The 24,866-nt window shown below is 67.3% G+C and carries 20 protein-coding genes and 1 riboswitch; of the genes, 15 read left to right on the top strand and 5 right to left on the bottom strand.

All coding sequences use genetic code 11. From position 1 onward, the window contains the following. Positions 1–14: 14 nt before the first annotated feature. Entirely contained in the window at positions 15–350 is a 336-nt protein-coding gene (locus tag WEB29_10620; protein ID MEX2137383.1) for a hypothetical protein, read from the top strand. A 100-nt stretch (positions 351–450) separates the two neighbouring features. Continuing rightward, entirely contained in the window at positions 451–1,428 is a 978-nt protein-coding gene (gene glpX / locus WEB29_10615) for a class II fructose-bisphosphatase (GenBank protein MEX2137382.1), read from the top strand. Position 1,429: 1 nt separating this feature from the next. On the opposite strand, the gene folK is transcribed toward glpX, so the two are convergent. Then, positions 1,430–1,951 carry a 2-amino-4-hydroxy-6-hydroxymethyldihydropteridine diphosphokinase gene (gene folK, locus WEB29_10610; GenBank protein MEX2137381.1) on the bottom strand — a complete coding sequence of 174 codons (522 nt, stop codon included), beginning with the start codon at positions 1,949–1,951 and terminating at the stop codon, positions 1,430–1,432. 276 nt (positions 1,952–2,227) lie between these two features. Between folK and WEB29_10605 the strand changes: the two genes are divergently transcribed. The 4 genes from WEB29_10605 (at position 2,228) to WEB29_10590 (ending at position 9,573) form a co-directional block, all read left to right on the top strand. Continuing rightward, the gene (locus tag WEB29_10605; protein ID MEX2137380.1) at positions 2,228–5,446 is read left to right on the top strand and encodes a hypothetical protein; all 3,219 of its coding nucleotides are present in this window, start codon (positions 2,228–2,230) and stop codon (positions 5,444–5,446) included. A gap of 113 nt (positions 5,447–5,559) precedes the next feature. Then, a riboswitch (cyclic di-GMP riboswitch) is annotated at positions 5,560–5,644 on the top strand. 252 nt (positions 5,645–5,896) lie between these two features. Further along, entirely contained in the window at positions 5,897–7,285 is a 1,389-nt protein-coding gene (locus WEB29_10600) for an HD-GYP domain-containing protein (protein ID MEX2137379.1), read from the top strand. Beyond that, on the top strand, positions 7,275–9,203 hold the full coding sequence (locus WEB29_10595) for an MFS transporter (GenBank protein MEX2137378.1): 1,929 nt from the start codon (positions 7,275–7,277) through the stop codon (positions 9,201–9,203). The genes WEB29_10600 and WEB29_10595 overlap by 11 nt, the downstream gene beginning before the upstream one ends. A gap of 55 nt (positions 9,204–9,258) precedes the next feature. Next, entirely contained in the window at positions 9,259–9,573 is a 315-nt protein-coding gene (locus WEB29_10590; protein ID MEX2137377.1) for a hypothetical protein, read from the top strand. Positions 9,574–10,135: 562 nt separating this feature from the next. Here the strand turns inward: WEB29_10590 and WEB29_10585 are convergent. Both WEB29_10585 and WEB29_10580 read right to left on the bottom strand, forming a co-directional pair. Further along, complete coding sequence (locus tag WEB29_10585; GenBank protein MEX2137376.1) at positions 10,136–11,473, bottom strand: kelch repeat-containing protein; 1,338 nt, start codon at positions 11,471–11,473, stop codon at positions 10,136–10,138. Next, positions 11,470–12,030 carry an RNA polymerase sigma factor gene (locus WEB29_10580; GenBank protein ID MEX2137375.1) on the bottom strand — a complete coding sequence of 187 codons (561 nt, stop codon included), beginning with the start codon at positions 12,028–12,030 and terminating at the stop codon, positions 11,470–11,472. The genes WEB29_10585 and WEB29_10580 overlap by 4 nt, the downstream gene beginning before the upstream one ends. 351 nt (positions 12,031–12,381) lie before the next feature. Here WEB29_10580 and WEB29_10575 point away from each other — a divergent pair, with 351 nt between their 5' ends. The 5 genes from WEB29_10575 (at position 12,382) to WEB29_10555 (ending at position 18,764) form a co-directional block, all read left to right on the top strand. After that, on the top strand, positions 12,382–15,786 hold the full coding sequence (locus tag WEB29_10575; GenBank protein ID MEX2137374.1) for an adenylate/guanylate cyclase domain-containing protein: 3,405 nt from the start codon (positions 12,382–12,384) through the stop codon (positions 15,784–15,786). Positions 15,787–15,803: 17 nt separating this feature from the next. Then, positions 15,804–16,292 (top strand): pyridoxamine 5'-phosphate oxidase family protein, encoded by a 489-nt coding sequence (locus WEB29_10570; GenBank protein MEX2137373.1) that lies wholly within the window; start codon positions 15,804–15,806, stop codon positions 16,290–16,292. After that, on the top strand, positions 16,292–17,647 hold the full coding sequence (locus WEB29_10565) for a prenyltransferase (GenBank protein ID MEX2137372.1): 1,356 nt from the start codon (positions 16,292–16,294) through the stop codon (positions 17,645–17,647). Before WEB29_10570 ends, WEB29_10565 begins: the two co-directional genes overlap by 1 nt. A gap of 67 nt (positions 17,648–17,714) precedes the next feature. Further along, the gene (locus WEB29_10560; GenBank protein ID MEX2137371.1) at positions 17,715–17,975 is read left to right on the top strand and encodes a YtxH domain-containing protein; all 261 of its coding nucleotides are present in this window, start codon (positions 17,715–17,717) and stop codon (positions 17,973–17,975) included. 69 nt (positions 17,976–18,044) lie between these two features. Next, positions 18,045–18,764, top strand: coding sequence for a protein-L-isoaspartate(D-aspartate) O-methyltransferase (locus WEB29_10555; GenBank protein ID MEX2137370.1), 720 nt, complete (start codon positions 18,045–18,047; stop codon positions 18,762–18,764). A gap of 157 nt (positions 18,765–18,921) precedes the next feature. Here the strand turns inward: WEB29_10555 and WEB29_10550 are convergent, their stop codons facing one another. Then, a complete protein-coding gene (locus tag WEB29_10550; GenBank protein ID MEX2137369.1) occupies positions 18,922–20,205 on the bottom strand; it encodes a glycosyltransferase family 4 protein in 1,284 nt (427 codons plus the stop codon). Positions 20,206–20,245: 40 nt separating this feature from the next. Then, positions 20,246–21,190, bottom strand: a complete 945-nt coding sequence (locus WEB29_10545) for a metallophosphoesterase (GenBank protein ID MEX2137368.1) — start codon at positions 21,188–21,190, stop codon at positions 20,246–20,248. A 37-nt stretch (positions 21,191–21,227) separates the two neighbouring features. Here WEB29_10545 and WEB29_10540 point away from each other — a divergent pair, with 37 nt between their 5' ends. The 4 genes from WEB29_10540 to WEB29_10525 are packed head-to-tail and all read left to right on the top strand — an operon-like array spanning position 21,228 to position 24,861. Continuing rightward, positions 21,228–21,383 carry a hypothetical protein gene (locus tag WEB29_10540; GenBank protein ID MEX2137367.1) on the top strand — a complete coding sequence of 52 codons (156 nt, stop codon included), beginning with the start codon at positions 21,228–21,230 and terminating at the stop codon, positions 21,381–21,383. 4 nt (positions 21,384–21,387) lie between these two features. Then, positions 21,388–22,695 (top strand): hypothetical protein, encoded by a 1,308-nt coding sequence (locus WEB29_10535; protein MEX2137366.1) that lies wholly within the window; start codon positions 21,388–21,390, stop codon positions 22,693–22,695. 31 nt (positions 22,696–22,726) lie between these two features. Continuing rightward, positions 22,727–24,025: a glycosyltransferase family 4 protein gene (locus WEB29_10530; GenBank protein ID MEX2137365.1), complete on the top strand. Its 1,299-nt coding sequence runs from the start codon at positions 22,727–22,729 to the stop codon at positions 24,023–24,025. Next, the gene (locus WEB29_10525; GenBank protein ID MEX2137364.1) at positions 24,022–24,861 is read left to right on the top strand and encodes a hypothetical protein; all 840 of its coding nucleotides are present in this window, start codon (positions 24,022–24,024) and stop codon (positions 24,859–24,861) included. Before WEB29_10530 ends, WEB29_10525 begins: the two co-directional genes overlap by 4 nt. The last annotated feature ends 5 nt before the right edge of the window (positions 24,862–24,866 follow it).

The raw sequence follows: 24,866 nt of genomic DNA, 5'->3' as shown, positions 1-24,866 counted from the left end.
GTATAGTCCACGGCGTGAACACGCGCGTTTCGGCTGGCTCTTGGTTCGTTCTCGCGATGGTCCTGCTGTTGACATTCGCGGGCGAGCTGCAGGAGCCCAGAGCCGCCGTCCTGTTCATGGCCGCGGCACTTGGCATTTCGGCGGGTTGGATCGGCTATCGCCTGCGGCGCAGGCCGTCGCGTGTCACTGCTGTTGTCTCGGCCTGCTTGGGTGGGTTCCTTTTGTTCCTCGCTGTAGCGGCTGTGCTTCAGGGGGCAGTGGGCAACGCACCATGGGGCATCCTCATTCCGGTGGTGCTGGCGGCACTGGCCGCGCTGCTCCCGTTGACCGCGTGGGATCGCCTGGCCTAACCGATAGCCGGGCGGAGGGCAGCCTGGAGACCACCCTCCACCCGAACCCCTTCCTCACGCGCTCTGGCCTTCCTGCGGCCAGCCCCCGATAATCCGCCCAATGGAGAAGCTCATCGGCGTCGAGGCGGTCGCGGCCACCGAGGCCGGCGCCATCGCGGCATCCCGCCTCATGGGGCGTGGCGACCGGACGGGCGCCGACCACGCCGCCGTCGAAGCGATGCGCAACGCCATGGAAGAGGCGGAGATCAGCGGCACCATCGTCATCGGCGAGGGCGAGCGCGACATGGCCCCGATGCTGTACATCGGTGAGCAGGTCGGCAACCCGGATGCGGCAACCTCGGTTGACATCGCGGTCGACCCGCTGGAAGGGACCAACCTGGTCGCCACCGGCTCCCCGAACGCCACCGTGGTCCTGGCGGCCGCCGAGCCAGGCGGTCTGATGCACGCCCCGGACACCTACCTGCGCAAGCTGGTGGTCGGACCGCAGGTGGCGGGCCACGTCTCGATCAACGACCCGGCTTCGGTGATCATCGCCACCATTGCCGAGCGGCTGGGGCGAGCGCCGTTCGACATCACCGTCGTGATCCTCGACCGCGAACGCCACAAGGACCTGATCGAGGAGGTCCGTGCCACCGGGGCGCGGATCAAGCTGATCTCGGATGGCGACCTGACAGCGGGCATCTCGGTGGCGGTCTCCGGCACCGGCGTGCACGCGGTGATGGGGACCGGCGGCGCACCTGAGGGCGTGCTGACCGCGGCTGCCCTCAAGTGCCTGGGCGGCGAGATCCAGGCCCAGTTCCGCTGGCGCTCCGACGAGGAGAAGGAACGTGCACGCATCATGGGCGTGGACGTGGACGACACGGACCGCATCTACAAGACCGATGACCTGGCCCCCGGCGAGAATGTCGTCTTCGCCGCCACCGGCGTCACCGATGGCGAGCTGCTGCGCGGCGTCCGCTTCTTCGGTGGCGGGGCGCGGACCCACTCGCTGCTGATGAGTCACTCGCGCGGCGTCGTGCGCTTCATCGATACGGTCCACATGTGGGACCCGCAGCAGCCCCCGCGGGTTCGCCTCTAGGCTAGCGGTCCGCCCAGTCCGGCCCGCCGATCAGCTGAACTTCTTGGTCCGCGACGCTTGGCAGCAGGTCCGCCACCGTCACGTCCACGCGCAGGTCCGAGCAGTCGCGCCAGGGGCGCAGACCGGGATCAAGCTCGGCCAGCGGCTCCAGGGCGAAGCGGCGCTCCACTAGGCGCGGGTGCGGGACGATCAGCTCCAGCTCGGCATCCTCCACGCAGTGGCCGTCGAAGGAGAGAATGTCCAGGTCGATTAACCGCGGGCCAAAGCGGATCCCCTGCGGGTCGCGCCCCAGCGTCACCTCCAGGCGCTTCAGCGCGAAGAGGAGGTCGACCGGCTCGAGCTCGGTCTGCAGCTCAACGGCCGCATTGGTGAAATCGGGCTGGTCGAACAGGTCTCGCGCTGCCGACTGGTACAGGCTCGAGGCCCGGATCACCTGGCCGATCATGCCCAGCTCCGCCGCCGCGCTGACAAGCGCCGCGCCCGTGCCCGGCTGGTTTCCCCCTAGACCGATGAAGGCGCGCATATCTCGGTTCCGACTCTAGACCATCGGCCAGTAATACGCTGATAATTGACACCGGGTACCCTCGCCGGAAACGGCCGGGGTCGCGGGGGGCGCGTCCGCCGGGGTCCGTCGTCGTCCATACGCCCGAATCGGAGGCGGCCGACCCGATTGTCGGACATCCAGTACGTCTACCCGCTGATCCACAACAAGGTCACGCCGCCTCATTACGTGACCCCAACTCTGCGACGACCTCGGCTTCTGTCGTGGCTGAGCGATAACGCGAACTGCCGGGCGATCGTGGTCGCGGCGGACGCGGGCTATGGCAAGACCACCCTCCTGTGGCAATGGGAGCGCGAGGTCGACTTCCCGATCTACTGGTACAAGCTCGACCGGAACGACCGCGACTGGTCACTGCACATCAGCTATCTGATCGAGGCCATCAGTCAGCGGCACTCCGGCTTCGGTCATCGGGCGCATTCCATGTTGCAGCAGCTCGGCGGACCGGGGTCGTCCCGGCCCGGGGTCGCGGCATACCTCCTGGCCGAGATGTACGAGCGACTGACAGAGCCGTGCACCTTCATCATCGATGACTGGCAGGCGGTGTCATCGGTCACGGAAGTGCGTGGGCTCTGGAACCAGATCCTGCGCGATGCTCCACCGACCTGCCGCTTCGTCTTCCTCTCGCGAGCGCGACCCCAACTGCAATTCGCCCGATTCAAGACCCATGGTGGCTATGCCGGTATCCGGACCGATGCGCTTCGCTTCACGGACCGTGAGATCGACGACCTCTTCCGCGACATCTACAACGACCCTCTCGACCCGACCGAGCTGGTCGAGCTCGAGCGCAGGACGGAAGGGTGGGCGGCCAGCCTCCAGCTCGTCGAGGTGTCGCTCCGCGAGCGGAAGACGCCGGAAGAACGACGCGCATTCATCAATTCGATCACCGCCACGACCGACAGCGATCTCTTCGCCTTCCTCGCGGAAGAGGTTCTGGACCAGCAAACGGAGCAGGTCCGCAACTTCTTGCTGTCGACGTCGATCCTCCAGCAGATCAACGCCGAGCTGGCAGAGCGGCTCGCCCGCGTCCACGACGGCGCCGGGATCCTCTCTGACCTGGAGCAGCGCGGGCTCTTCACCAACCGCCTCGATGCGGCCGAAGCCCGCTATCGATACCACGGGCTCTTCAGAGATTTCCTGGAGCATCGCCTCATCTCCGAACGCTCCGACGGCGAGGTCACCGGCCTTCACATCCACGCTGCCTCCTATTTCGAAACGCATGAGCAGTGGCCGCAGGCAATTCATCACTATCTGAAGGCCGGCCTTACGCCGCAGGCGGCGCGGCTCATCGCGCGATACGGCGAGGATGTCGTCTCCGAGGGCCGTCTCGGTCTCGTCGACGAATGGCTGCAGCAGCTCCCCGCGAAGGCCATCCGCGACAACGCGCGCCTCTCCCTGCTCTATGGCGAGGCATGCGGCATCCGGGGCGACTGGGACAACGCCCTCGTCGCCCTCAGCCGTGCGCGCTCGTTCTTCGCCAAGAAGGGCGACCCTCGAATGGAGGCACTCGCTTGCCTGAAGACGAGCACCGTGATGAGCAACATGGGCCAGGTCGAGGGTGCTGCCGAGCAGGCCGTTTTAGGTCTGAAGCTGGCGCCACCGGATGCGTTTGCCACGCGACTACGTTTGAACGGCAACCTCGCGATTACGTCGACGTGGATGAGTGGGTCGCTGCAGGCCGTTGCGCATGAATGCCGACGGATTGCGATTGAGGCCAAATCGCGGGGACTGGAGCATTTCGCAGCAATTGCTTTGCATAACCACGGGATGCTATTACGCCAGATTGGAGACCTGGATGGGAGTATCCAGAGCTTGGAGCAAGCGACTCGATTCTGGTCGGACTTGCCGGCGAGTCCGTTCGCTGACAATTCCGAGCTCGTGCAGTCTCTCCTCTACCGAGACGACCCGGTCCGGGCCGAGCTCCTGGCAAAGACCGGGGTCACCAGCACGCTGCCCTGGGCCCGCCCCCAGGCAGAAGCCCAATACGGCATGGCGGCGGTATTAAGTCATCAGGGTCGGTTCGAAGAGTCCGCGAACGTTCTACGTCATGTTCTGGCGGATCCCGCAGCGCTTGGCGCGACGGCAGAAATCGGTTCCGGTCTCCTAATTGAATCGTTGTACCTCGGCGCTGCCGACCCGCTGGAGATTCGCGACGCCATGGAGAAACTCGCGGCTGGGACGTCGGATCCTCGACAAGCTCCGGTTACAGCCCCAGCAAGAGCAATTGGCGCCCACGTCTCCGCGGAATGTCGAGGGCAATGCCTCGATGAAATGCGGGTGCTTGAAGAGTGGGAACGGCGTGGAGCGGCCCTCCTCACCACGGTCGGTCTCGTTAAACTTGGCGTGTTCGCTTTGGAGCATGCAGGCTCCCGGGCGCGCCAGATCTCGACACTTGCCATTACGCGGGCGAGAACTGCGGGCGTCCTCCGACATCTAAGGTGGTGGCTACGTCGCTATGTCTCACACGCCGCGTGGATCGCCCGGCAAGACGGAGGCGTCGAGGCAATGGTTTCGTTTGCCGAAGCGGACCCCGCTGGCTGGCGAGAAACACTCGCTGCTTTGGTTGACTCCCTGACTGGCGAAACCCGCGACGCTGTCGTCGCTTTTCTGGCACGCCACGGCACAGTCGAGACAGCTGCAAGCCTGCGTCAGACCACCGGGCATGACATTAGCGAACTCCGACGAGCCCTCGTCAGCAAGCATGCAACCTCGCTCCACATTCGTTCATTTGGGGCAATCGTTGTCCACCGCGGGTCCTGGCTTGGTCAGACAACCAGGATCGAGAAACGCCGGATGCGAGCACTCCTTGCGCTCTTAGTAGCGAACTACCGATCGACGTTAACCCGCGAGATGGCATTGGACATCCTGTGGCCCGAGTCCGATCCGGCCTCGGCCGTCAACAGTCTCAATCAAGCAGTATTCCAGCTCCGGCGAGTGCTTGATCCGTCATTTCGAGATGGAGAGAGTCCGCAATACGTGCTCAGCACCGTGGACGCTCTGCAACTGAACCCGGCACATACGGTTACCGACCTCGATCAGTTCCGACGAATCGCCCTAGAGCTCCGCAACGAATCCGCCGGCCGGGCAGATCGAATCACGGCGCTCGTTGATATGGTCCGGGGCGAGTTCCTCGCTGAGCTGCGTTACGAGGATTGGGCAACGCGCCTGCGCACAGCCGTCCACGCCGAGGTTCGAGGCGTTCTGCTTCCGATAGCTATCGGAAGCGGGAATACCAGCGCCGACACGGCAGTCCGAGCGGCGTGCGCGCTTTTGGAGTTGGATCCGTACGACGAAGAGGCGCAGCTAGCAATGGCTAGGCAGTTAGACGCGTCTGGTCGACGAGCGGCCGCCCGAGCAGCTGTCCTCCGATTTGCGAAGCGACTTAAGGATGACCTCGATGAAGGCCCGTCAGGGGAACTTGCCGCCAGGCTGGCAGGTTGGGTATCTCCGGGAACATAGTCCACTTCTATTTGACAGTAGCCGTGGAAAACCCGAAAAGGCTTGACTTCATGCTCATAGTGGGACTAAAGTACCCCCGGGTCTAGTACTCGTGGGGGGCACGGTACAAGGCCGAACCGCGTGGGTGCTTCGATCCGGCGACTGAATGTGGGCACTTAGGTCGTCGGGGAGCATGTAGTGCAACCGACCGTTCCGTTAACCGGATTGTGTCGGTTGTGTTCGTATCGTCACGGAAGAGGGCACCTTCTGATGGCTCGAAAAGTGATCAAGGGCTGGTAATAACCAGCCCAGGGAGTCAGGCATGAATGCGTCAATTCGGCGCCTTGTTGCAATGCTGACCACCCTTGGAGGATTGGTTACCTTGGCAATCGCCGGGGGAGCAAGCTTCAAGGGTTGGTAAGCGTTCGGGTGGTAGACTCCGGCGCCTCACCCCGCTAGGGTGACGTTCCGGTGAATACGCGCGTCCGTAGCCTGATCCTAGCAACCTCAGCCGCCGCGGCAGTCACTGTCGCGGCGGCTGCTTTTTCGTTCCCTCTCCGACCGGAGATCCATGGGATCGGGGGCGTCGCCTTCTGGGTGATTCTCACATTGGCAAGCGGAGCGTTACCAGTCCGCCTTCCGCAGGGGACTGTCGTTTCGGTGTCGGCTGCACCCCTTATCGCGTCGGTCGTGCTCGGGGGTCCATTTGCCGGAGCAATTGTCGCGGCGATAGGCACCACCGATTCCCGTGAACTCCGCGGCGAGGTTCCGTGGTATGGAACTCTCTTCAACCACTCGGCGATTGTCGCTTCTGTTGTGCTCGGCGGATCTGTCTATGAGCTCATCCGTTCGGTGTCCGGTACATTGCCGATTCCTATGGCGGAGCTCGTCGCGTTCCTCGGCCTCCTCCTCGGCAGCGGTATCTACTACATCGCGAATGGAGCGCTCGCGGTCCTGGCGGTGAGTGCCAGAACTGGCACCCCAGTCCGCACTGTGTGGGCTCAGGACATTCGGGCAATTTCTCTCAACCTTGTGGGCCTAGTCCCGCTCGCATGGCTCATGGCCCAGATCTTCGCCCTCCCCAACGGCGTGGGATGGTGGGCGACGGCACTCTTCGTCGTCCCCCTCTTCACTACGCGCCTGGCGTACCACCGCTACGTCGAGACGCGCGAGCTGTTCGAGCAGACGATCGGGGCCCTGGCCAACGCTGTGGACGCGCGCGACAAGTACACGCGAGGCCACTCCAACCGGGTGAGCCGCATCGCGGAGGCCATGTGCCGGGTCATGGGCCTGCCCGAGACGGATATCGAAACGATCAAATGGGCCGGGCTACTCCATGACGTGGGCAAGATCGGAGTCCGGGACAACATCCTGCTAAAGGAAGGCCCGCTCGACAAGGAGGAGCGGTTCCTCATGAACCAGCATCCGACCATTGGGGCGGAGATCGTCGCGCCGGCGCACCAGCTGGTGAAAGAGGCCCCCCTGATCCTGACCCACCACGAGTGGTTCAACGGCTCAGGCTACCCGGCGGGCGTCGAGGCGCTCGACATCCCGCTGGGCGCCAGGATCCTGGGGGTGGCCGATGCCTACGAGGCGATGACCTCCGCCCGCCCGTACCGCAAGACGCCGCTCAGCCACGAGATCGCCATCGGCGAGCTGCAGAAGTACTCCGGCATCCAGTTCGACCCCGAGATCGTGCCGGTCCTGATCGGCCTCGATCGCGAGATCCTGGATCGCAGGCCGGAGGCCCCGGACGAGCTGCCCACCATGCTGCATGCCGGCACGCCATCGGCCCCGGCAGCCCCCGAGGGAGGAACATCACCGTCGAGGCGAGCACTCGCCTCTGACGATGTTTCTTAGCACCATCGTCCTGGCCCTGGTAGTCGGCGCGCTGGCCGGCGGAGGGCTCCCCCGTCTCGCCGATCTGCGGCTGCGCTGGATCTGGGTCCTGGGCCTGGCGCTGGCCATGCGCTTCGGCGCCGGGCTGCTGCGCCAGGGCGACATCGGCGTGGATCTGCCGCTGGGTGCGGCCTTCATCGCCAGCTACGGGCTGATCTTCGTCTGGCTGTGGGGCAACTGGCGGGTGCCGGGGCTCCAGATCGCCGCGGTCGGGATTGCCCTCAATACGCTGGCGGTCGTCCTCAACGGAGGCCAGATGCCGATCTGGGCGGCAGCCTTCTACGCCGCCGGCTTCACCCCCGATGCGCTGGCCAACGATCCGTTCCATTTCCTGCTGACCACGAACAGCGTGGCCGACTTCGTGCGGCAGGGCGGGATCTTCGGCGACGTGGTGCCGATCCCGCTGCCGGTCATTCGCGACGTGGTCAGCATCGGTGACACGCTGCTGGCGGTGGGCATCTTCTGGGCGATCGTCTACTCCATGACCCGCCCCAACGCACCGCTGCGGGCTGCCTATACGTTGGGGCTGCGACCCGGCGACCCGTTTGCCAACGCGTCGCCCTTCCCTGGTGGGCAGGCACAGTCGGTCGGAAGCATGCCCGCCCTTGCCGCCGCGGGTGCCGGCGGCGCTGTGGTCGCGATCCCGAGAGAGCGAGCGCAGTCCCCGTACCTCGCCCTCGTCCGCAACCGCAACTTCAGCCTGCTATGGATGGGGCAGCTGGTCAGCTTCTTCGGCGACCGCGTGCACCAGGTCGCCATCGGCGTGCTCGTCCTCCAGCAAGGGACGCCGCTGGACGTGGGGGTCGTGTTCGCGGCCACCGCTGTGCCGAACGTGTTCCTCGGCCCGCTCGCCGGCGCCCTGGTCGACCGTTGGGACCGCCGCACGACCATGATTGCCTGCGACCTGGTGCGCGCCGGGCTCGTCCTGCTCGTGCCCCTCCTGATCAACGTGCACATCGCGCTCGTCTACCTGATCGCCCTAGCGGTCGCCACGGTGGGGCTGCTCTTCCGGCCGGCCAAGACGGCGATCGTGCCGCTCATCGTCGACGACGAGCAGCTTGTCACCGCCAACTCCGCATCGAGCATCAACGAGACGCTCGCCGACCTGCTCGGCTACCCGGTGGCGGCCGCCATAGTGGCCGGGCTGGCCGGACTGATCGGTGCGGCGTTCGTGCTCGACTCGGCGACCTACCTGGTGAGCGCCATCCTGATCTGGGGCATGGCGGTGCCGCCCGAGAAGCTGCCCACCGAGCCGTTCAGCGCCCGCGCCATCTGGCGCGAGATGGCCGAGGGCTGGCGCTTCCTGACCCACAAGGCAGAGCTGCTGGCCAACACGGTGGTGAGCACGGTGGCGCAGCTCGCCTTCGGCGCCGAGATCGTCTGCAGCCTGATCTACGCCAAGGACGTGCTGGACCAGGGCTTCCTCCCCTTCCCGGAGAACTACGGCTGGCTGATGGCGTCGCTGGGGCTGGGCAGCGTCGTCGGCGGCGTGGCGATCGGCTGGTTCGCTCCGCATGCCCCCAAGGGGCCGATGACGATCGCAGGCTTCATCGGCCTGGGATTGGCGATGGTCGGGGCCGGGTTGACCACCAGCACGCAGGTGGCGATCGCGCTCTTCTTCGCCATCGGCGTCGCGAACATGCTGTACCTGGTGCCGACCATCACCCTCTTCCAGGAGCTGACTCCGCAGCGGCTCTTCGGCCGTGTCGTCTCGAGCCGGCAGGCGCTCACCTTTGGGGCGATGGCGATCTCGATGGGGGCGGCTGGCTACCTGGCCGGGGTGGTCGGGGCGGCGACGGTGCTGATGCTCGGCGGCGGCCTGATTGCCGTGGCCGGGCTGGGTGGGTTGCTGGTCCCCGCCATGCGCGGCGCCCGATAGAAGTTGCTACCCTTCGCCCGCCCGCCGGACCGGCGGCCTTGGTGATGGGAGAGGCATGACCGACCAGAGGCGCGGCGGACCGACGCGCGGCGAGGAGACGCCGGCTCCCGGCTACCGGGGCTCTCTGCCGCCCCGAACCGACGCCCTTGCGCGCCCGTGGGTGCTGATCGTGCTCGTCATCTTCGTCCTGATCTTCGCCCTCTCCTTCGCGAATGTGCCGACGACCCTCTTCCCGTCGCCCACCCCGGCCCCGCTCCCGAGCTTCTCGGCTGAGCCGAGCGCCTCGGGGAGCGCATCTGCGTCGGCGGCGGCAAGCGAGTTCGCTGGGGCATCTCCCTCGGCGTCGGCTGTGGCCAGCCCCTCGCCGTAGCGGTGGCTCTTCGTGCGCTGCTCGTCGTTCTGGGCGTGCTTCTCAGCGGATGCTCGCTTCTGGTCCCAAACCCAGCGACCACACCACCGCCCTCTGGATATGGCCCAGCTACCTGGGCGCTCGATCCAGCCTTCGCCGCACCGCCGCCCGGGACGACCGAGCTGAACATCCTGGTCTGGAGAGAGCCTGCAATGGCGGAACGCTGATCATCGGCCGCATGGCGCCCCCGGTCGTCAACTCTGAAGCTGCGACGGTCACCGTCACCATGCGAGTTCGACCCCTGAGCGGCGCCCAGACCTGTCCGCTCGGACCCGGCACGCCAGTGAAGGTCCTCCTGGCAGAGCCTCTGGGTAACCGCACGCTGCTGGATGGCGGACGCGAGCCACCCTCGGAACCATCGCCGCCCTGACCCGCGACGCCCTAGACTCCGCCCATGGCTGACAGGGGCGTCGGCCTCCGTCGCCCCGAGCCCTTCGCCAGCGCCATAGCGGGCCTCCGTGGTGGATGACGGAGCTCGTCACCTATCGTCAGCCGCCGCGGCGTACAGGGAAATGCCTCCTGGCTAGGGGCTGCCCGGGTGGTACAGCGAGGCGGAGACCCCGTCGCCAGGCGGGTCGCCGCCCGCCACGAGCACTGTGCCATCCGCCAACAACGTGGCTGTGGCGGCGAGTCCGACTGCGATGCTCGCGGTGGCGGTGGCAGTCCAGGATCCGCTGCTCGGGTAGTAGACCCAGGCCCCCTCATGGCCGAAGGAAACGAGCAGCACGGTGCCGTCATCCAGCAGCGTGGCACTGTCGGGGTATCCAGCGAAATTGGCGCTCCCGACTAGGGTCCAGGATCCGCTGCGCGGGTCGTACAGCTCTACCGGAAGCGTCGTGGCGGTGTTGTCGGTGCCTGTCACGAGCACCGTGCCATCGGCCAACGGCGTCGCGTCGTGGGCCGAGCGCGGAACGGCCATGCTCGTGGTTTCGGTCCATGATCCCGTGCGCGGGTCGTACAGTTCCGCGCTGTCCACGCTGCGGAGGTCCGGGGTGCTCGCATTCGGGTTGTAGGTACGACCTCCAGCCACCAGCACCGTGCCATCGGGCAGCAGTGTGGCTGTGTGCAGCCAACGGTCAGTCGCCATGCTTCCCGTGGCGTTCCATAGCCCGGAGGTCGGGTCGTATAGCTCGGCGGTCGCCGTGACGCCGCTGTAGTCACCGACGGTTCCCCCCACCACAAGCACCCTGCCATCGGAAAGCAGCGTGGCGGTGTGAAGCTGGCGTGGCGTCGCCATGCTTCCGGTGGCGGTCCACGTGCCGGTGCTGGGGTCGTACAGCTCAGCGGAGGTCTGGTCATAGGTCCCGGCCGACACCAGCACCCTGCCGTTGCGCAACAGCGTGGCGGTGGCGAAGAAGCGCGGCGTGAGCATGTCCCTCGTCGCGGTCCATGTCCCGTTCCTCGGGTCGTACAGCTCAGCGGAGGCGATACCAGTCTGCCCGATGAGGCCGCCCGCCACGAGGACCCTCCCATCCGCGAGGAGCGTTGCCGTGTGGCCGTAGTGCTGGGTGAGCATGCTGGCCGCGGCGGTCCACGCAGCGGCATGCGACGTGGGCTGCGGCGTGCCGGTGGGCACCGGCGGAGGGCCGACATTGGTGGATCGCAGCACGAGGCCGATGGCGACCAGCACCGCGACAACTAGGCCTGTCGCGGCGATAGCGAGAGGCACGGACCGGTTCAGGCGGGAGCGGTCAGTCTCGGGCATCGGCTCACCACGCAGGCGCACCAGCCATGCAGCACGGGGGCGGGTGCCCCCCGTCGCGGTCACGACCGATTCCAGCAGGTCACGTGGATTGCCAGACGGCGCGGACTCATCGAACCAGGACCGAAGCAGCGCCTCGAACTGGCGGTCACTGGTCATGCGATGCCTCCATTCGAGACCACCGATGCCCGTTCCTGAGCATCGAGCGCAGCCCGAAGTGCGTGTGTTGCACGGTTAAGTCGAGACTTCATGGTGCCGAGTGGAATACCCATGATGTCCGCAGCCTCCGCCAGCGGCAGGTCGAGGTAGTAATGCAGCACGAGCACGGATCGCTCCTCCGCCGAGAGGCGCCGGAAGCCGCGCTCGAGCTGATCGCGAACCGCCAGCAGGCGCTGGTCATCGTCCCCCGATGGCAACTCGTGCATCGGCATCAGCTCAACCTCTCTGGAGGCGCGATGCCGCTGTGTGCGTGCCACCTTGTAGCAGGCACGCACCGTCAGTCGGTGCAGCCAGGCATCGAAGCGATTGGGGTCGCGAAGCCCTCGGATGTCCTGCCAGGCAGCGATCAGCGCGTTCTGGACAGCGTCGTTCGCAAGGTCGCCATCCCGCAGGATCAGATGCGCGATGCGGTAGAGCCCACCGATCGACGCGCCTGCCAGCTGGGAGAACGCGGCGTGGTCGCCGGCTGATGCGCGTACCACCAGATCGCTCTGCATGCTGCTCACCCTAGGCTGGCGACCAAGCGGACCGCCTTCGCTTCGTATGGGCGCCGCCGCCGCAAATTGGTTCCATCTGGCGTTGCACCTGGCTTGGTGACTCCATACGAACTTCCATTTACATCCACCGTGCATAACGGCCAAGTTCCCCGTCGACGGGGGCCTGCTGGGACGCAAATTGGGCCGTTCTTGGTCGCCACGTGCACCTGGCGTAAGCCACGGCAGAGAAGGGTCTTCGCTTCAAGCCTTGTTGGTTGTTACGTACGCTCGGTGTAAATGCACCCGTGCAGGGTCGGGGATCCGCAGGCCTCGCCTGTACCCAGCGCTTCCGCGACGCCCTAGACTCCGTCCATGGCTGACAGGGGCGTCGGCGAGGAACGCAAGGTCGTCACCATCCTGTTCGCCGACGTGATCGGCTCAACGGCGCTCGGCGAGCAGCTCGATCCGGAACGATTGCGAGCGCTGCTGGGCGTTTACTTCGCCGCCATGGCGTCGATCATCGAGTCGTGGGGCGGCACCGTCGAGAAGTACATCGGCGATGCGGTCATGGCGGTCTTTGGAATCCCGGTCGTCCACGAGGACGATGCCGAGCGAGCGCTGCGTGCGGCACTCGAGATGCGTCAGCGACTCGAGGAGCTGAACGCCGATTTCGAGCGCCAGCACCAGGTCACGCTGGGAGTCAGGATCGGCGTCAACACGGGTGAGGTGATCGCCCCCGGCGGTCCGGCACCCGATCAGGGATTCGTGGCTGGAGACCCCGTGAACACCGCGCAGCGGCTGGAGGCGGCGGCCGATCCCGGTGAGATCCTGGTCGGCGAGCGGACCTTCAATGCGACCCAGCGCGCGTTCCGCTTCGGCGAGCCGAGGATGCTCGAGCTCAAGGGCAAGGCCGATGCCGTGCGCGTCTACGGACTGGTCGAGGAGCTCGCGGAGGCAACTCCGCGCGGGATGCGCGGACTCTCTGCGCCCATGATCGGCCGCGACCGCGAGCACGTCACCCTCACCGGCCTGCTGGACGAGACGATCGAGAGCGGAAAGCCTCGCCTGGTCGTGATCTACGGACTGGCCGGCATCGGGAAGAGCCGCCTCACCAATGAGTTCGTCGCCTCGGCGCAGGGTTCCGACTCCGGGATTCGGGTCCTGCGCGGCCGATGCCTCTCCGCCGGGCACGGCATCACCTACTGGGCGCTGGGCGAGATCCTGCGCGGCGCCTGCGAGATCGGTCTCGACGAGACGAGCGAGGTCGTGAAGGACCGGCTGCGGAGCGGGGTGGCCGAGATCCTGGAGCCGCTGGGGCTCGCACCCGAGGATGCACAGATGACGACCGCGGCATTGGCCACGACGGTGGGAATTCGACTCGACGAAACGCCCGAGGCGGCCGCCGGCCCGGCGAGCGCGGAGGACCTGGCGCGTGCCTGGCCGCGCTTCGCGACCGCCTATGCCGCCGCCGGCCCGGCGATCTGGGTCATCGAAGACCTGCACTGGGCGGGCGAGCCGGCGGTCGAGATGCTGGCCCAGATCGCGCGGCGTACCGAAGGGCCGCTCCTGATCGTGGCCACCGCGCGACCGGAGTTCGCCGACCAGCATCCGGGGTTCGGACCCGGCGGCCAGGACGCGGTTGCGATCTCGCTTCGCCCGCTGACCGACAACCAGAGCAACGACCTCGTCGACCGCCTGCTGGCGGTGGCGGAGCTGCCTGATGGGCTCCAAGCCGAGATCGTCGCCAAGGCCGATGGCAATCCGTTCTTCGTGGAGGAGATCCTGCAGCGGCTGATCGACGAGGGAGCTCTGGAACGGGACGGCGAGCGGTGGCGCGCGACCCAGACCATCGGTGAAGTGAAGATCCCGGACAGCGTGCAGGCGCTGCTGGGCGCCCGGATCGACGCGCTTCAGCCGGAGGAGCGACGAGTGCTGCAGGAGGCTGCCGTCGTGGGCCGCATCTTCTGGGCAGCCGCGCTGGAGGGCGCGGTCGGAGGCACGGACCTCGAGTCGTCACTGGGGGGGCTCGAACGAAAGGGGCTGATCCTGGTTCGACCCACCACTACCCTCGCCGGGCAGACCGAGTACCTGTTCAAGCACGCGCTGACCCGTGACGTCGCATACGGCACCCTGCCCAAGGCCAGGCGCGCCCGAGCCCACGCTGCCGTCGCCGAGTGGATCGCCGAGCTGGTCAGCGACCGCACCGATGAGTTCGCCGAGCTGATCGCCTCTCACTACTGGGCGGCGATCCGTGGCGACGGGGCCGACCTGGCTTGGATGGACGATGCGGATGGGCGAGAGGTTGTACGCCGGCACGCGCTGGCAGCGCTCCTTGCGGCCGGCCGCGCGGCCCGGCATCGGTTCGCAGTCGAGCGCGCCGTGGAGCTGCACGAGCAGGCACTGGAGCTGGCCACCAGCGACACGGAGCGTCTCGATGCGCTCGAGCAAATCGCGCGGGATCATGAAACGGCATTCCACGGCGACGCGATGCTCGTCGCATCCATGTCCGCGCTCGAGATCGCGCGAAAGGACCCGGCGGATCGGAGCCGCGTAGCCGCTCTCGCCCGTCACGCGGCAGGCATGGCCGCACACCGCGGCGGGGCATTCGTCAAGGAGCCGGACTTCGACGTCATCCAGGGACTCATCCGCGAGGGCCTGGAGGCGGCGACGGATGAGCGTGAGCGCGCCTGGCTCCTGGCTGCCGATGCCGCAATGATCCTGAACCGGCGGCGGCTGGTGGAAGAGGTCTCTGGGCCGATGCAGCCGCGGCTGGATGCTGCGCACGAGGCGGAGCGCATCGCCGAGCGGCTGGGCGATCCAAACCTGATGACGGTGGTCGCAGACACCCTCAGCGACCTGTACATGATGGAGGACGATCCGGAAGGGGCGCTGGCCGCCCTGGAACCCTCGCTGCCGATGCTGGAGAAGATCGAGCGGCCGGCCGCGCGAGCGCAGTGGTACCACAGCCTCTCGATGAAGCTGCTATGGCTGACCGGAGATCCCGCGCGCGCCGAGCAGCTATCCACCCAGGCCTACGAGCTGGGCCGGCGTCTCTCGGCACACGACCAGGGTCACGGCACCTACAGCCTGATGCTGACCTCGTACTGGCTCGGCGACTGGGACCGGGTCGAGACCCTTCTGGCCGAGCACCTGACCAACCCCGAGCTTGGTGCCGGCGTGCGCTGCATCGCGGTACAGTCCGGCCCGAGCCTCGGAGCAATGGTGGTTGCGCATCGTGGCGACCCTCAGCGCGCCCTCGATGCCGCGCGTCATTCGAAGGCATGGGAGGACCGTCCCGGGCCGGTCGAGGGACAGCTCGCCGAAGCGCTGGTGACGGCCGGCGCGCGGGAGGAGGGGGAGGCTCTGGCAGGCGACGTGTTGAATCGGGCGCTTGGCTGGCGCTGGCACGACGCGGCTCGGGCGATGATCGCCGCGCTGGTCGAGCGAGGCGCGTGGAACGAGCTTCCAGCCCTGATGGACAGGATCGCGCCGATCCGCCATGCGGATCCGCTGCTGAACGCAGTCGCCGAACGCGCGATGGGCCAGGCGCTTGCCGCGGGCGGCGACACGGCTGGCGCCCATGCATCGCTCTCTCGCGCCCTTGCCGCGTTCCAGGGTTTCCCGCATGTCTTCGAGGCGGCCCGCACGCAGGAAGCGCTGGCTCTGGTGAGCGACGAGGCCGACAGGAAACGGCTGCTGCAGGAGGCCATCGCCACCTATCGGTCCCTGGGTGCCTCGCCCCACTTGGAACGCGCCGGGGCGCTGCACACAGAATGAGCGAAGGAGGCCGCTCAATGGGATGGTTGCCCCAGCCGGTCGAGCGACTGCTCGGCGAGGCCCTCGTGGGCGAGCTCACCGTCATCGGCCCCCGCGGTCAGCCAATCACGCACCCATTGATCCCCCTCTATGACGGCGAACGGATTCTGATGCACTCCAGCACCCTGTTCAGCCGCAAGCTGGAGCACATCAAGCGGGACCCGCATGTCTCCGTCTCGCTCACCGATCCGGTCGCCATGCGAGGCCTGACCGACCGCGCCACCATCAAGGGGATTGCCCGCATCATCGAGGACGACCCGCACAGCCAGTGGGAACGGTTGATTCTTGACCTGTGGCGGAAGAAGGAGCCGGTGATCGACTCGTTCCTGAGGATGAGGGTCGCGTTGCCCCTCTTCTTCGAACGCGCAGTGATTGAGATCACGCCGGAGCAGTGCCTGTTCTGGCCCGGCGGTGACACGAGCCACCCGCCGGCGGTGACCAACGCGCCCCGGCACGAGGTCGCCTGATGCCTCCGGTCGAGGCGGGCCACCTGGAGAAGCTGGCCGGGTACCCCTTCGTGGTGGTCAGCTGGGTGGATCTCGCTGGCTTTCCGATGAGCGTCGCCACCGACTTTTCGGTTGACACGCGGCGTGGCGTGGTCGTGCTGCGGGCAACTGCCGGTGACGAGGCCGCCATCCCGGTCGATCGCCCGATCAACGTCCTCGGCAGCCATATTCGCCCCACGCCGGGCCAAGGCTACGACGAGCGGCGCTACGTGCAGCTGTGGGGCTCGGCCAGCCGCGGTCAGGATGGGTCGGTCACGTTCACCCCGACCCGCGCCTGGGGCTGGGACGAGAGCGAGATCCCCTTCTTTGAATACTCCGAGCGCTCCGTGCCTCAGTCTCGCCGCTACCTGGCCCAGCTTTCCGAGGAGAAGGGGCGGACCATCCGGCCGCGGCTCTCCCTGGGCTGGCTCTTCCTGCGCACCACGCGGCTTCCGTTTCTATCGGCCACCGCCGTGCCAGTCCTGCTGGGGATTGCCGTGGCCGCCCGCGGTGGCGCGTTCAACGCGTGGCTCGCGCTCCTCACCGTCGTCGGAGCGGCGCTGGCACACCTGGCCATCAACGTCAGCAATGACATCTTCGACACCCTCTCCGGCGCCGATGAGGCGAACGTGAACCCCACCCCCTTCAGCGGCGGGTCGCGAGTCCTGATCTACGACCTGCTGACGCTTCGACAGCTCATCACCCTGGCGGCCGTGCTTTTCGGCGGGGCTGCCGCGATCGGCCTTGTGCTGGTCTGGGCGACCGATTCGGCGACCCTGTTGGGGATCGGGCTGGCGGGCATCGCCCTGGGACTCGCCTACACGGCTCCGCCGCTCAAGCTCGTCTACCGGGGGCTCGGTGAAATCGCGGTGGCGATCGGCTTCGGGCCGATCATGCTGCTGGGCGCGTATGTCGTGCAGACCGGTTCCCTGAGCTGGGAGGCGGCCATCGCATCCGTGCCGGTGGCGATCCTGGTGGCGCTGATCCTGTACGTGAACGAGATCCCGGATCGGGTCGGCGATGCGGCCGCCGGCAAGCGGACGCTTCCGGTGCGCCTCGCGCCGGGCGTCGTGACGGGGATCTACCTCGCCTCAGCTGTCCTGGCGTTTGCGGTCATTGTGGGTGGCGTCGCGATCGGTTTGTTGCCAGTGGCAACGTTGCTGGCGCTGCTCGCGGCGCCCCTCGTCTGGCGCGTCTACACGGGCCTCAGCCAGTTCTATTCCCAACCGTACGCGCTGATGCCCATCATGGCGACAAATATCAAGCTCCACGTGTACGTCGGCCTGCTCCTGCTGGCCGGGTACGGAGTGGCGATCCTTGCCCGTCTGCTGGCCTGAGCGGGCTTGTCATGCATCGGTGATATCCTTGGCCCCTCGAATTCGACCCTCACGAGGACTTGTGTCCATGTTCAGCCGCGTACGCATCGCGATCCGCTTCTTCTTCATGGGGCTGGCGGTCGGGGTGCTGCTCGCTCCTCGCTCCGGCCTGGAGACAAGGCGCCTGGTCCGCGAGCGGGCCGATCGGCTCCTCAACGACCTGCTCGACGCCGCCACGCTCGGCGCCTTCGACTCCGGCGCTGCTCAGCTGGACGACGACGAGCCCACGAGCGCAAAGACCGGCAACGGGCGCACCCGGAACAGGGCTGCGACCCCGGCCCAGGCGTAAGCCGCCGCCGCCGCGAACCCGTGCAGCCGCGTCGACGAGACGCGGCTGTCGAGTTTCTTGCCTGAACCGATGAACTGGCTCCGCCTCCGTTCACGCAACGGCCGAGGGGTATTCGCGTCGCGCGCCGGCGTCGAAGCCCGCCCCGAGGAGCTCGAAGCGGCGCGCCGGCGCATGGTGCATGAGCAGATCGCATCCCGCGGCCTCAGGGATCCGGAGCTGCTGCGCGCCTTCGCCACCGTACCTCGCCACGTGTTCGTGGAGGTGGGCAACCCGTATGCCGATGAGGCCCTGCCACTCCCCGCCGGACAGACGATCTCCCAGCCGTACGTCGTGGCTTTGATGACCGACGCGGCCGGGCCGGCACGCGGCTGGCCCGGCGCGCGGGTGCTGGAGATCGGGACCGGAAGCGGCTACCAGGCCGCGATCCTCGCCGAGCTGGGCGCGGAGGTCGTGAGCGTGGAGCGGCACCAGGAGCTCTCCGAATCGGCGGGGCGACGGCTGGCGGACGCGGGGTACGAGGGCGTGCGGCTGGTCGTTGGCGACGGCACCCACGGCTGGTCGGCGGGAGCGCCGTACGACGCGGTGATCGTGACCGCCGCCGGTCCATCGGTCCCGCAGCCGCTGCTCGACCAGCTGGCGCCCGACGGCGGCAAGCTGGTGATGCCGGTCGGGACGCGGGTACACCAGGAGCTGACCGTGGTGGAGCGACGGGGCGAGGAGCTGAGCCGCTCGCGCCGGGATCCCGTGGTCTTCGTGCCGCTCATCGGGGAGCACGGCTTCGGGGAGTAGCTGCAAGCAGCGCCGTTTACCAGTGTGGTTGGTACATCGGTGCCCCAGCTGCCCTCGCAAGGCTCGTGAGGGGTCGCGGTACCAACGGAGCTGGTGAGATCGCACCCGGAGGGGCCCATCGGCGCAGTTGTACCAATGGGGTTGGTAGGCGAGACCGCTAGAGAGGCGGGACCTCGAGGGCGGCGCGGGCCCTGGGTTGGCCACTCGCAGCGGGGACGGGCGCTCGTTCCGGCGGGAGTGCGCCGGCGCGGACCAGCTCCTCGTCGTAGATGGCCTCGATCTGGCGGACCATGGCATCCAGGCTGAAGCGGGCCTCGACCGTGGCGCGGCCGGCCTCGCCCATTCGGGCTCGCAGCTCGGGCGAGCAGGCGAGGCGGATGCAGGCCTCGGCCAGCGCCGCAGGATTGGCCGGTGGGACGAGGAGGCCGTCGAGCCCGTTGGTCAGGACCTCGGGGATGCCGCCCACCGCGGACGCCACCACCGGCTTGCGGCGGGCCATGGCCTCGAGGATCGAGATCCCCTGTGCCTCGCGCAGAGAGGGGAGCACCGCCACGTCGATCTCGCCGGTGACGGCTGCGACGTCCTCGCGCCGCCCGGTGAAGACGATCCGCTCGGCCACCGGGCGCGGCAATGAGCCGGCGAGCGCCCGCAGCTCCCCCTCCTGAGAGCCCTCGCCAACGATCACCAGCCAGGTCTCCGGCGCGCCGAGCAGGATGGCCGGCATGGCCTCGACCAGGTATCGGTGCCCCTTCTCCGGCTCGAGGCGCGCGACGACGCCGAGCACTGGCGCGCCTCCTGGGATGCCGAACTCGCGGCGCAGCGCGCAGGCCGTGACGGGAAGGTCGAAGCGGGCCAGATCGACCCCGTTGGGGACGACCGTGAACGAGGCGCCGCCGCGGCCCTCGGCGCGTACCTTCTCCAGGATGGAGGCGGAGGGCACGATCAATCGGTCCATCACCGGTGTCAGCACGGCAACCGTGGCCACGTCCTCCCGGGAGCGGACGCGCGACGAGTGCACCGTGGCCATCACCACGGCGGTGCCGGCGGCGAGCGCCGCCCGCGCCCCGACGACCTCGGCGCGGTACATGTGCGCGTGCAGGAGGTCGATCTCGTTACGGACCAGGTAGGCCGTCAGCTCACGGACGGCTGCCTCGTCATCGGCTTCGTCTATAACCTCCACCTCCAGGCCCAGCCGACGCAGGCGCTGCACGGCCGATCCGCTCGACAGCGAGAGGGCTCGCACCTCGTAGGCAGAGCGGTCGAGGCGGAGCAGCAGACCGGTGTAGCTCTCCTGCGCCCCGCCGGTGCCGCCGGTCGCCAGCAGCGGCAGCACGCGCGGGCGGGGGTGGCTGCCAGACCGATGGATGCGCCGATGGCGGCGGTACGGCGCCGAGGCGATGGCGCCCTCGTGGTCGGGGGCCGGGGAACGAAGGGGAGTCACCGCCGGATGCTAGGCGGGGCCGCTTTGCTCGTCAAAGCACTCAACGACAGGTCCCGCTGCCCGCGTCGGTGAATGAGCCACCTCCAGCGGAAATGAAGCGCCAGGAGTAATCGGCCGCAGCCAGGGTCAGCTCCAGCAGGCCGTAGGTGTCGTTGGCGCGCACCTCCGTGTGCGGACCGGGCGCACCGGGCCACGCGTACAGGCTGCGACCCCCGGTCCCGACCACGAAGGACCGCATCCCATCGATCGGTGCCGTGCGCTCGTAGTCGTGGTCATGCCCGAACAGGACGAGATCCGCGTTCGCCCCGGCCAGGGCGTCCCACAGGGCATCGGTCATGTCGTCGTCCCCGTGGCGTCCGGAGGAGTAACGGGGGTGGTGCCAGTAGGCCAGAGTGCAGGCGACGGGATGCGCCTCCAGGTCCGCGACCAGCCAGGCCAGCTGGCGTGATCCGTTGCCGCAGCCGCCGATCGCGTCGCACACCGAGTTCAGGGCAACGAGGTGCCAACCGCCCAGGTCGTACGAGTACCACCCCTCGGTGGGGTCGCCGGCGCCGGCTCCGAAGTACGAGAAGTACCCCGACGCGCGCTTGGTCTCGTACTCGTGATTGCCCGGCGCCGGTCGCAGGCGATCGCGCAGCGGCCCCCAGGTCGGGTCGAAGCACCTTGCGAAGTCGTCAGATGAGCCCCGCGGATAAGCGATGTCCCCCAGCAGCGCGATCGTCCCCTCCAGCCGCGCTGCCAGCTCGCCGACCTGGTCGTCCGCGGACGAGTCGCAATAGGCGATGTCACCAACGGCCAGCAGGACCTCGTGCGGCGCGCCGCTCGGGATGTTCGCCGGCGTCGTGCTCGGGCTGGCAGCGGCGCTGTCGGTCGGCCCGGCGAACCCCGGCCGGGGCCCCAGGCGCGCGGTGACCAGCAACGCCACCCCGACCACCACGACAGCGATGATCAGAAGGCCATCAGCTCGGCCGCGGGTCTCCACCATGGCGCTAGGCTTGCATACGTCGGCTACTCTTGCGCCGATGAAGCTGCTGTTCTTCTTCTTCGTGGTCCTGCTGCTGATCGGCGGCGGGATGAAGCTGGTCGGCGCCCAGATCCCGGTCCTCGACTACCCCCTCGGCGGACCGATGCAACAGCCGCAGATCGAGGTCATCCAGCCGGATCTGAACCTCCCATAGGACTGTGCCGCTCGGCATCGATTGGGGGAGCATGGTGACGCGCCCGTTCTACGGGGTGCTGCTGGCACCGACGCTGGTACTGGCGGCCTACGGGGGAACCCACGTCTCACCCGATCAGCTCTACCGGCCGCTCGGGGTCTTCACCCTGGTCGCCGCCGTCGCGTTCGCGCTGATTGGTGGCGCAACCCGGCGCTGGCACCTCGCCTCATTCTTTGTAGCGCTGAGCCTGATCGGAGTGATCGCCGTCCCAGTGGTGTACGTCGTCCTGGCCGCAGGGTGGTTGTTCCTCACATGGCGCTCGGTGATGCGACGTCAGGGATGGGACGTTACGCCACCCCTGACTGGTCCGCTGAACGTGTTCGTGGGTGCCTGGTTCGGCCTCGCGACGGCGACCGCATTGGTAGTGAGCCTGCCTGCTGACCTTCCCCCAGAGGAGCCAATTGCGGTCGCATCGGGGCCGAACGTGTACCTCATCCTGCTCGATGGCTACCCGCGAGCCGACTCACTCATGGACTATTTCGACTTCGACAATCGCCCATTCCTCGACGCGCTGGAGGATCGCGGCTTCGAAGTGGCTGAGCACAGCCAGTCGACCAACATCGCCACCATCCAGACCGTGCCGTCGATGATGCAGATGCGTCCGCTCGAGGAGCTCCTGGCGGAGGAGTGGGATGGGAGCAACGCCCAGCATCGGCGCCTCTGGCAATTGCTGAACGCCGCGCCCGCGTTGGCGGGGTACCGCGCAGCCGGGTACACGACCTACTCCATCGTTTCGCCCGCACCTGCGGTGGACTGGCGCACGGCCGACCATGTCCTGGAAAGCCCGTGGCTCTCGGTGTTTGAGGCTCACCTGGTCGACAAGGGCCTTCTGCGCTTCATCCTTCCGTTGGACGCAATGCGCCGTGCGACGATCCTCGACGCCTTCGACTATCTCGAAGCCTCTGCGGGGGCGTCTCCCCGCTTTGTATTCGCGCACATCTACAGCCCCCACGCCCCCTACCTGTTTGCAGCCGATGGCGGCCCTGCCAAATCGTGCGGGTACGAGTGCCAGAATCACGTGGGGCCGCCCAACCCTACTCTGGCTGATCGGCTGATTGGTCAGCTGCGCTTCATCAACGGCCGGGTGATCGAGGCATTGGATCGCATCATCGAAGTCGATCCCGAAGCAACCCTGATCGTGTTCAGCGATCACGGACTACGGCGCGACAGGGCCGACTCTGACGGATGGCTGCGCACGCTATTCGCTTCGCGTGGAGAGTCATTCCCCGATGATGTCACGACGCTCGAGGTGTTGCCGGCGCTCCTTCGGTAGTCAGAGACAACGAGCGGCGACCGTCGGTGGAATGGCTCTGGTAAACCGCCTGGTGGATGGGTGGGATCACGGTGGCTCGTACACTGCCGCGGTGATCCCGGACCACGAAGCACCAGGCTGGGCAGGGCGGATCCTGGTCCACGACTACGGCGGCTACCCGTTCATCGTCCAGCTATCCCGGGAGCTCGCCAGGCGAGGGCACGAGGTGCTCCACCTCTACGCCGACGGGTTCCGCAGGCCGAAGGGACCGATGAAGCGACGCGCCGACGATCCGCCCAGCCTCTCGATTGCGCCCGTGACTCTGAACGAGCCGCTGAGGCCCGGGGGATGGCGGCGGCTGACCCAGGAGCGACGCTACGGGCGTCGCCTGGCCGATCGGATCGAAGCGTTTCGCCCAGACATTGTCCTTTCGGCCAACGCCCCGCTCTATGTCCAGACGGCCGCCGTATCCACGGCTCGGTCGATCCGCGCATCCTCCGTCGTCTGGCTCCAGGATCTGCATTCACTGGCCATCAGGCACATCACCGGCCGGCGCATCCGGATGCTCGGCACGCTGATCGGCAGCTGGTTCGGCCGCATTGAGCGACGACTGCTGCACGAGGCCGATGGCGTTGTGGCGATCTCATCGACCTACCTCGAAGCGATCAATGAGGCAGGCGTGCCGATGGAGAAGGTCGAAGTGATCCAGAACTGGGCGCCAATCGACGACGCTCCGCCCGCTTCAAAGTCGAACCCGTGGTCGCGTGCGCATGCTCTCGACGACCGTCCGACGTTGCTGTACGCCGGCACATTAGCCCTGAAGCACAATCCCAATCTGCTCCTCGAGCTGGCGAGGAGCGTTCCTGGGGCCACGGTCGTGGTTGCCTCCGAGGGGGCTGGGGCGGACTGGCTCCGTGCCCATGGTGGCGGCGTCCAGAATCTTCGCATCCTGCCGTTTCAGCCGTACGATCAGGTCGCTGACATGCTGGCGAGCGCCGACGTCCTGCTGGCCGTGCTGGAGCGGGACGCGTCGGCCTTCTCCGTGCCGTCCAAGATCCTGACCTATCTCGCTGCCGGTCGACCGATCCTGGCCGCGATCCCGAGCGAGAACCCTGCGGCTCAGGCGATCGACCAGGCAGGGGCCGGAACCGTTGTGGATCCGGGCGATGCTGCAGGTCTGGCTGCCGCGGCGAGGGCCATGCTCGCCGACCGCGACCGGCTCCGATCGGCCGGGGAGGCTGCACGCGGCTACGCCGATTCCCATTTCGCAATCGCGCCAATTGCCGACCGATTCGAGGATGTCATCGCCTCGGCGCTGAAACGACGTGCGGGTGGAGCAAACGACGGATGACGCAGCTCGAACGAAAAGGCCTGGCTGCCGTCAGAAGGGTCGTGGGCGAACGCCTCTCGATGCGCCTGGCCAGCGCATACCGTGATCGCATCCTCCCTGCTGCGGAGGCAACGACCTATCGGCTGGACGCTCGCGGCCGCGAATCTCGTCGCCGGTTGAAGGAGATGGCGGGCCGCTACGCCGGAGAGCGGTGTTTCATCATCGGGAATGGGCCAAGCCTGAGCGAAACCGACCTGTCTCGCCTCCGCGGGGAGCGCACGTTCGCCCTCAATCGCGGATACCTACTCTTCGATCGAATCGGGGAGCCAACGACGTTCCTTGTCGCCGTCAACCGATACGTGGTCGAGCAGTTCGGCGCAGAGCTGTTTGGCTTCGGATCGACCACCTTCGTGAGCTGGAGATCACGCAGGCACGTTCCCCGTGGCGCGGATGTCGTTTTCGTCCGCCGCGCGCCCAGCCTCACGTTCTCGCGGGATCTTGGCAAGGGAGCGTGGGAAGGGGCAACGGTTACCTATGCGGCGATGCAGGTCGCCTATCACCTGGGCTTCCGGGAAGTGGTCCTCGTCGGCGTCGACCACCGGTTCTCGAGCGTAGGCCCGCCCAATGAACTCGTCACCTCTCAGGGCGCGGACCCGAACCACTTCGACCCGAATTACTTTGGCGCCGGGGTCAAGTGGCAACTCCCCGACCTGGAGATGTCGGAGCGCGCCTACTCCCTGGCGAATGATCGCTTCATCGCCGACGGCCGATCCATCGTGGACGCGACCGTGCGCGGGAACCTCACGGTCTTTCCGAAAGTGGATTTCGAATCCATGACGACGGCGGCCAAGTCGTGAACGAA

The organism is Chloroflexota bacterium (assembly GCA_040902225.1).
Taxonomy (GTDB): domain Bacteria; phylum Chloroflexota; class Limnocylindria; order QHBO01; family QHBO01; genus CF-167.
The sequence above is the reverse complement of the archived record's forward strand: the minus strand, read 5'-3'. Positions and strand labels throughout refer to the sequence as shown.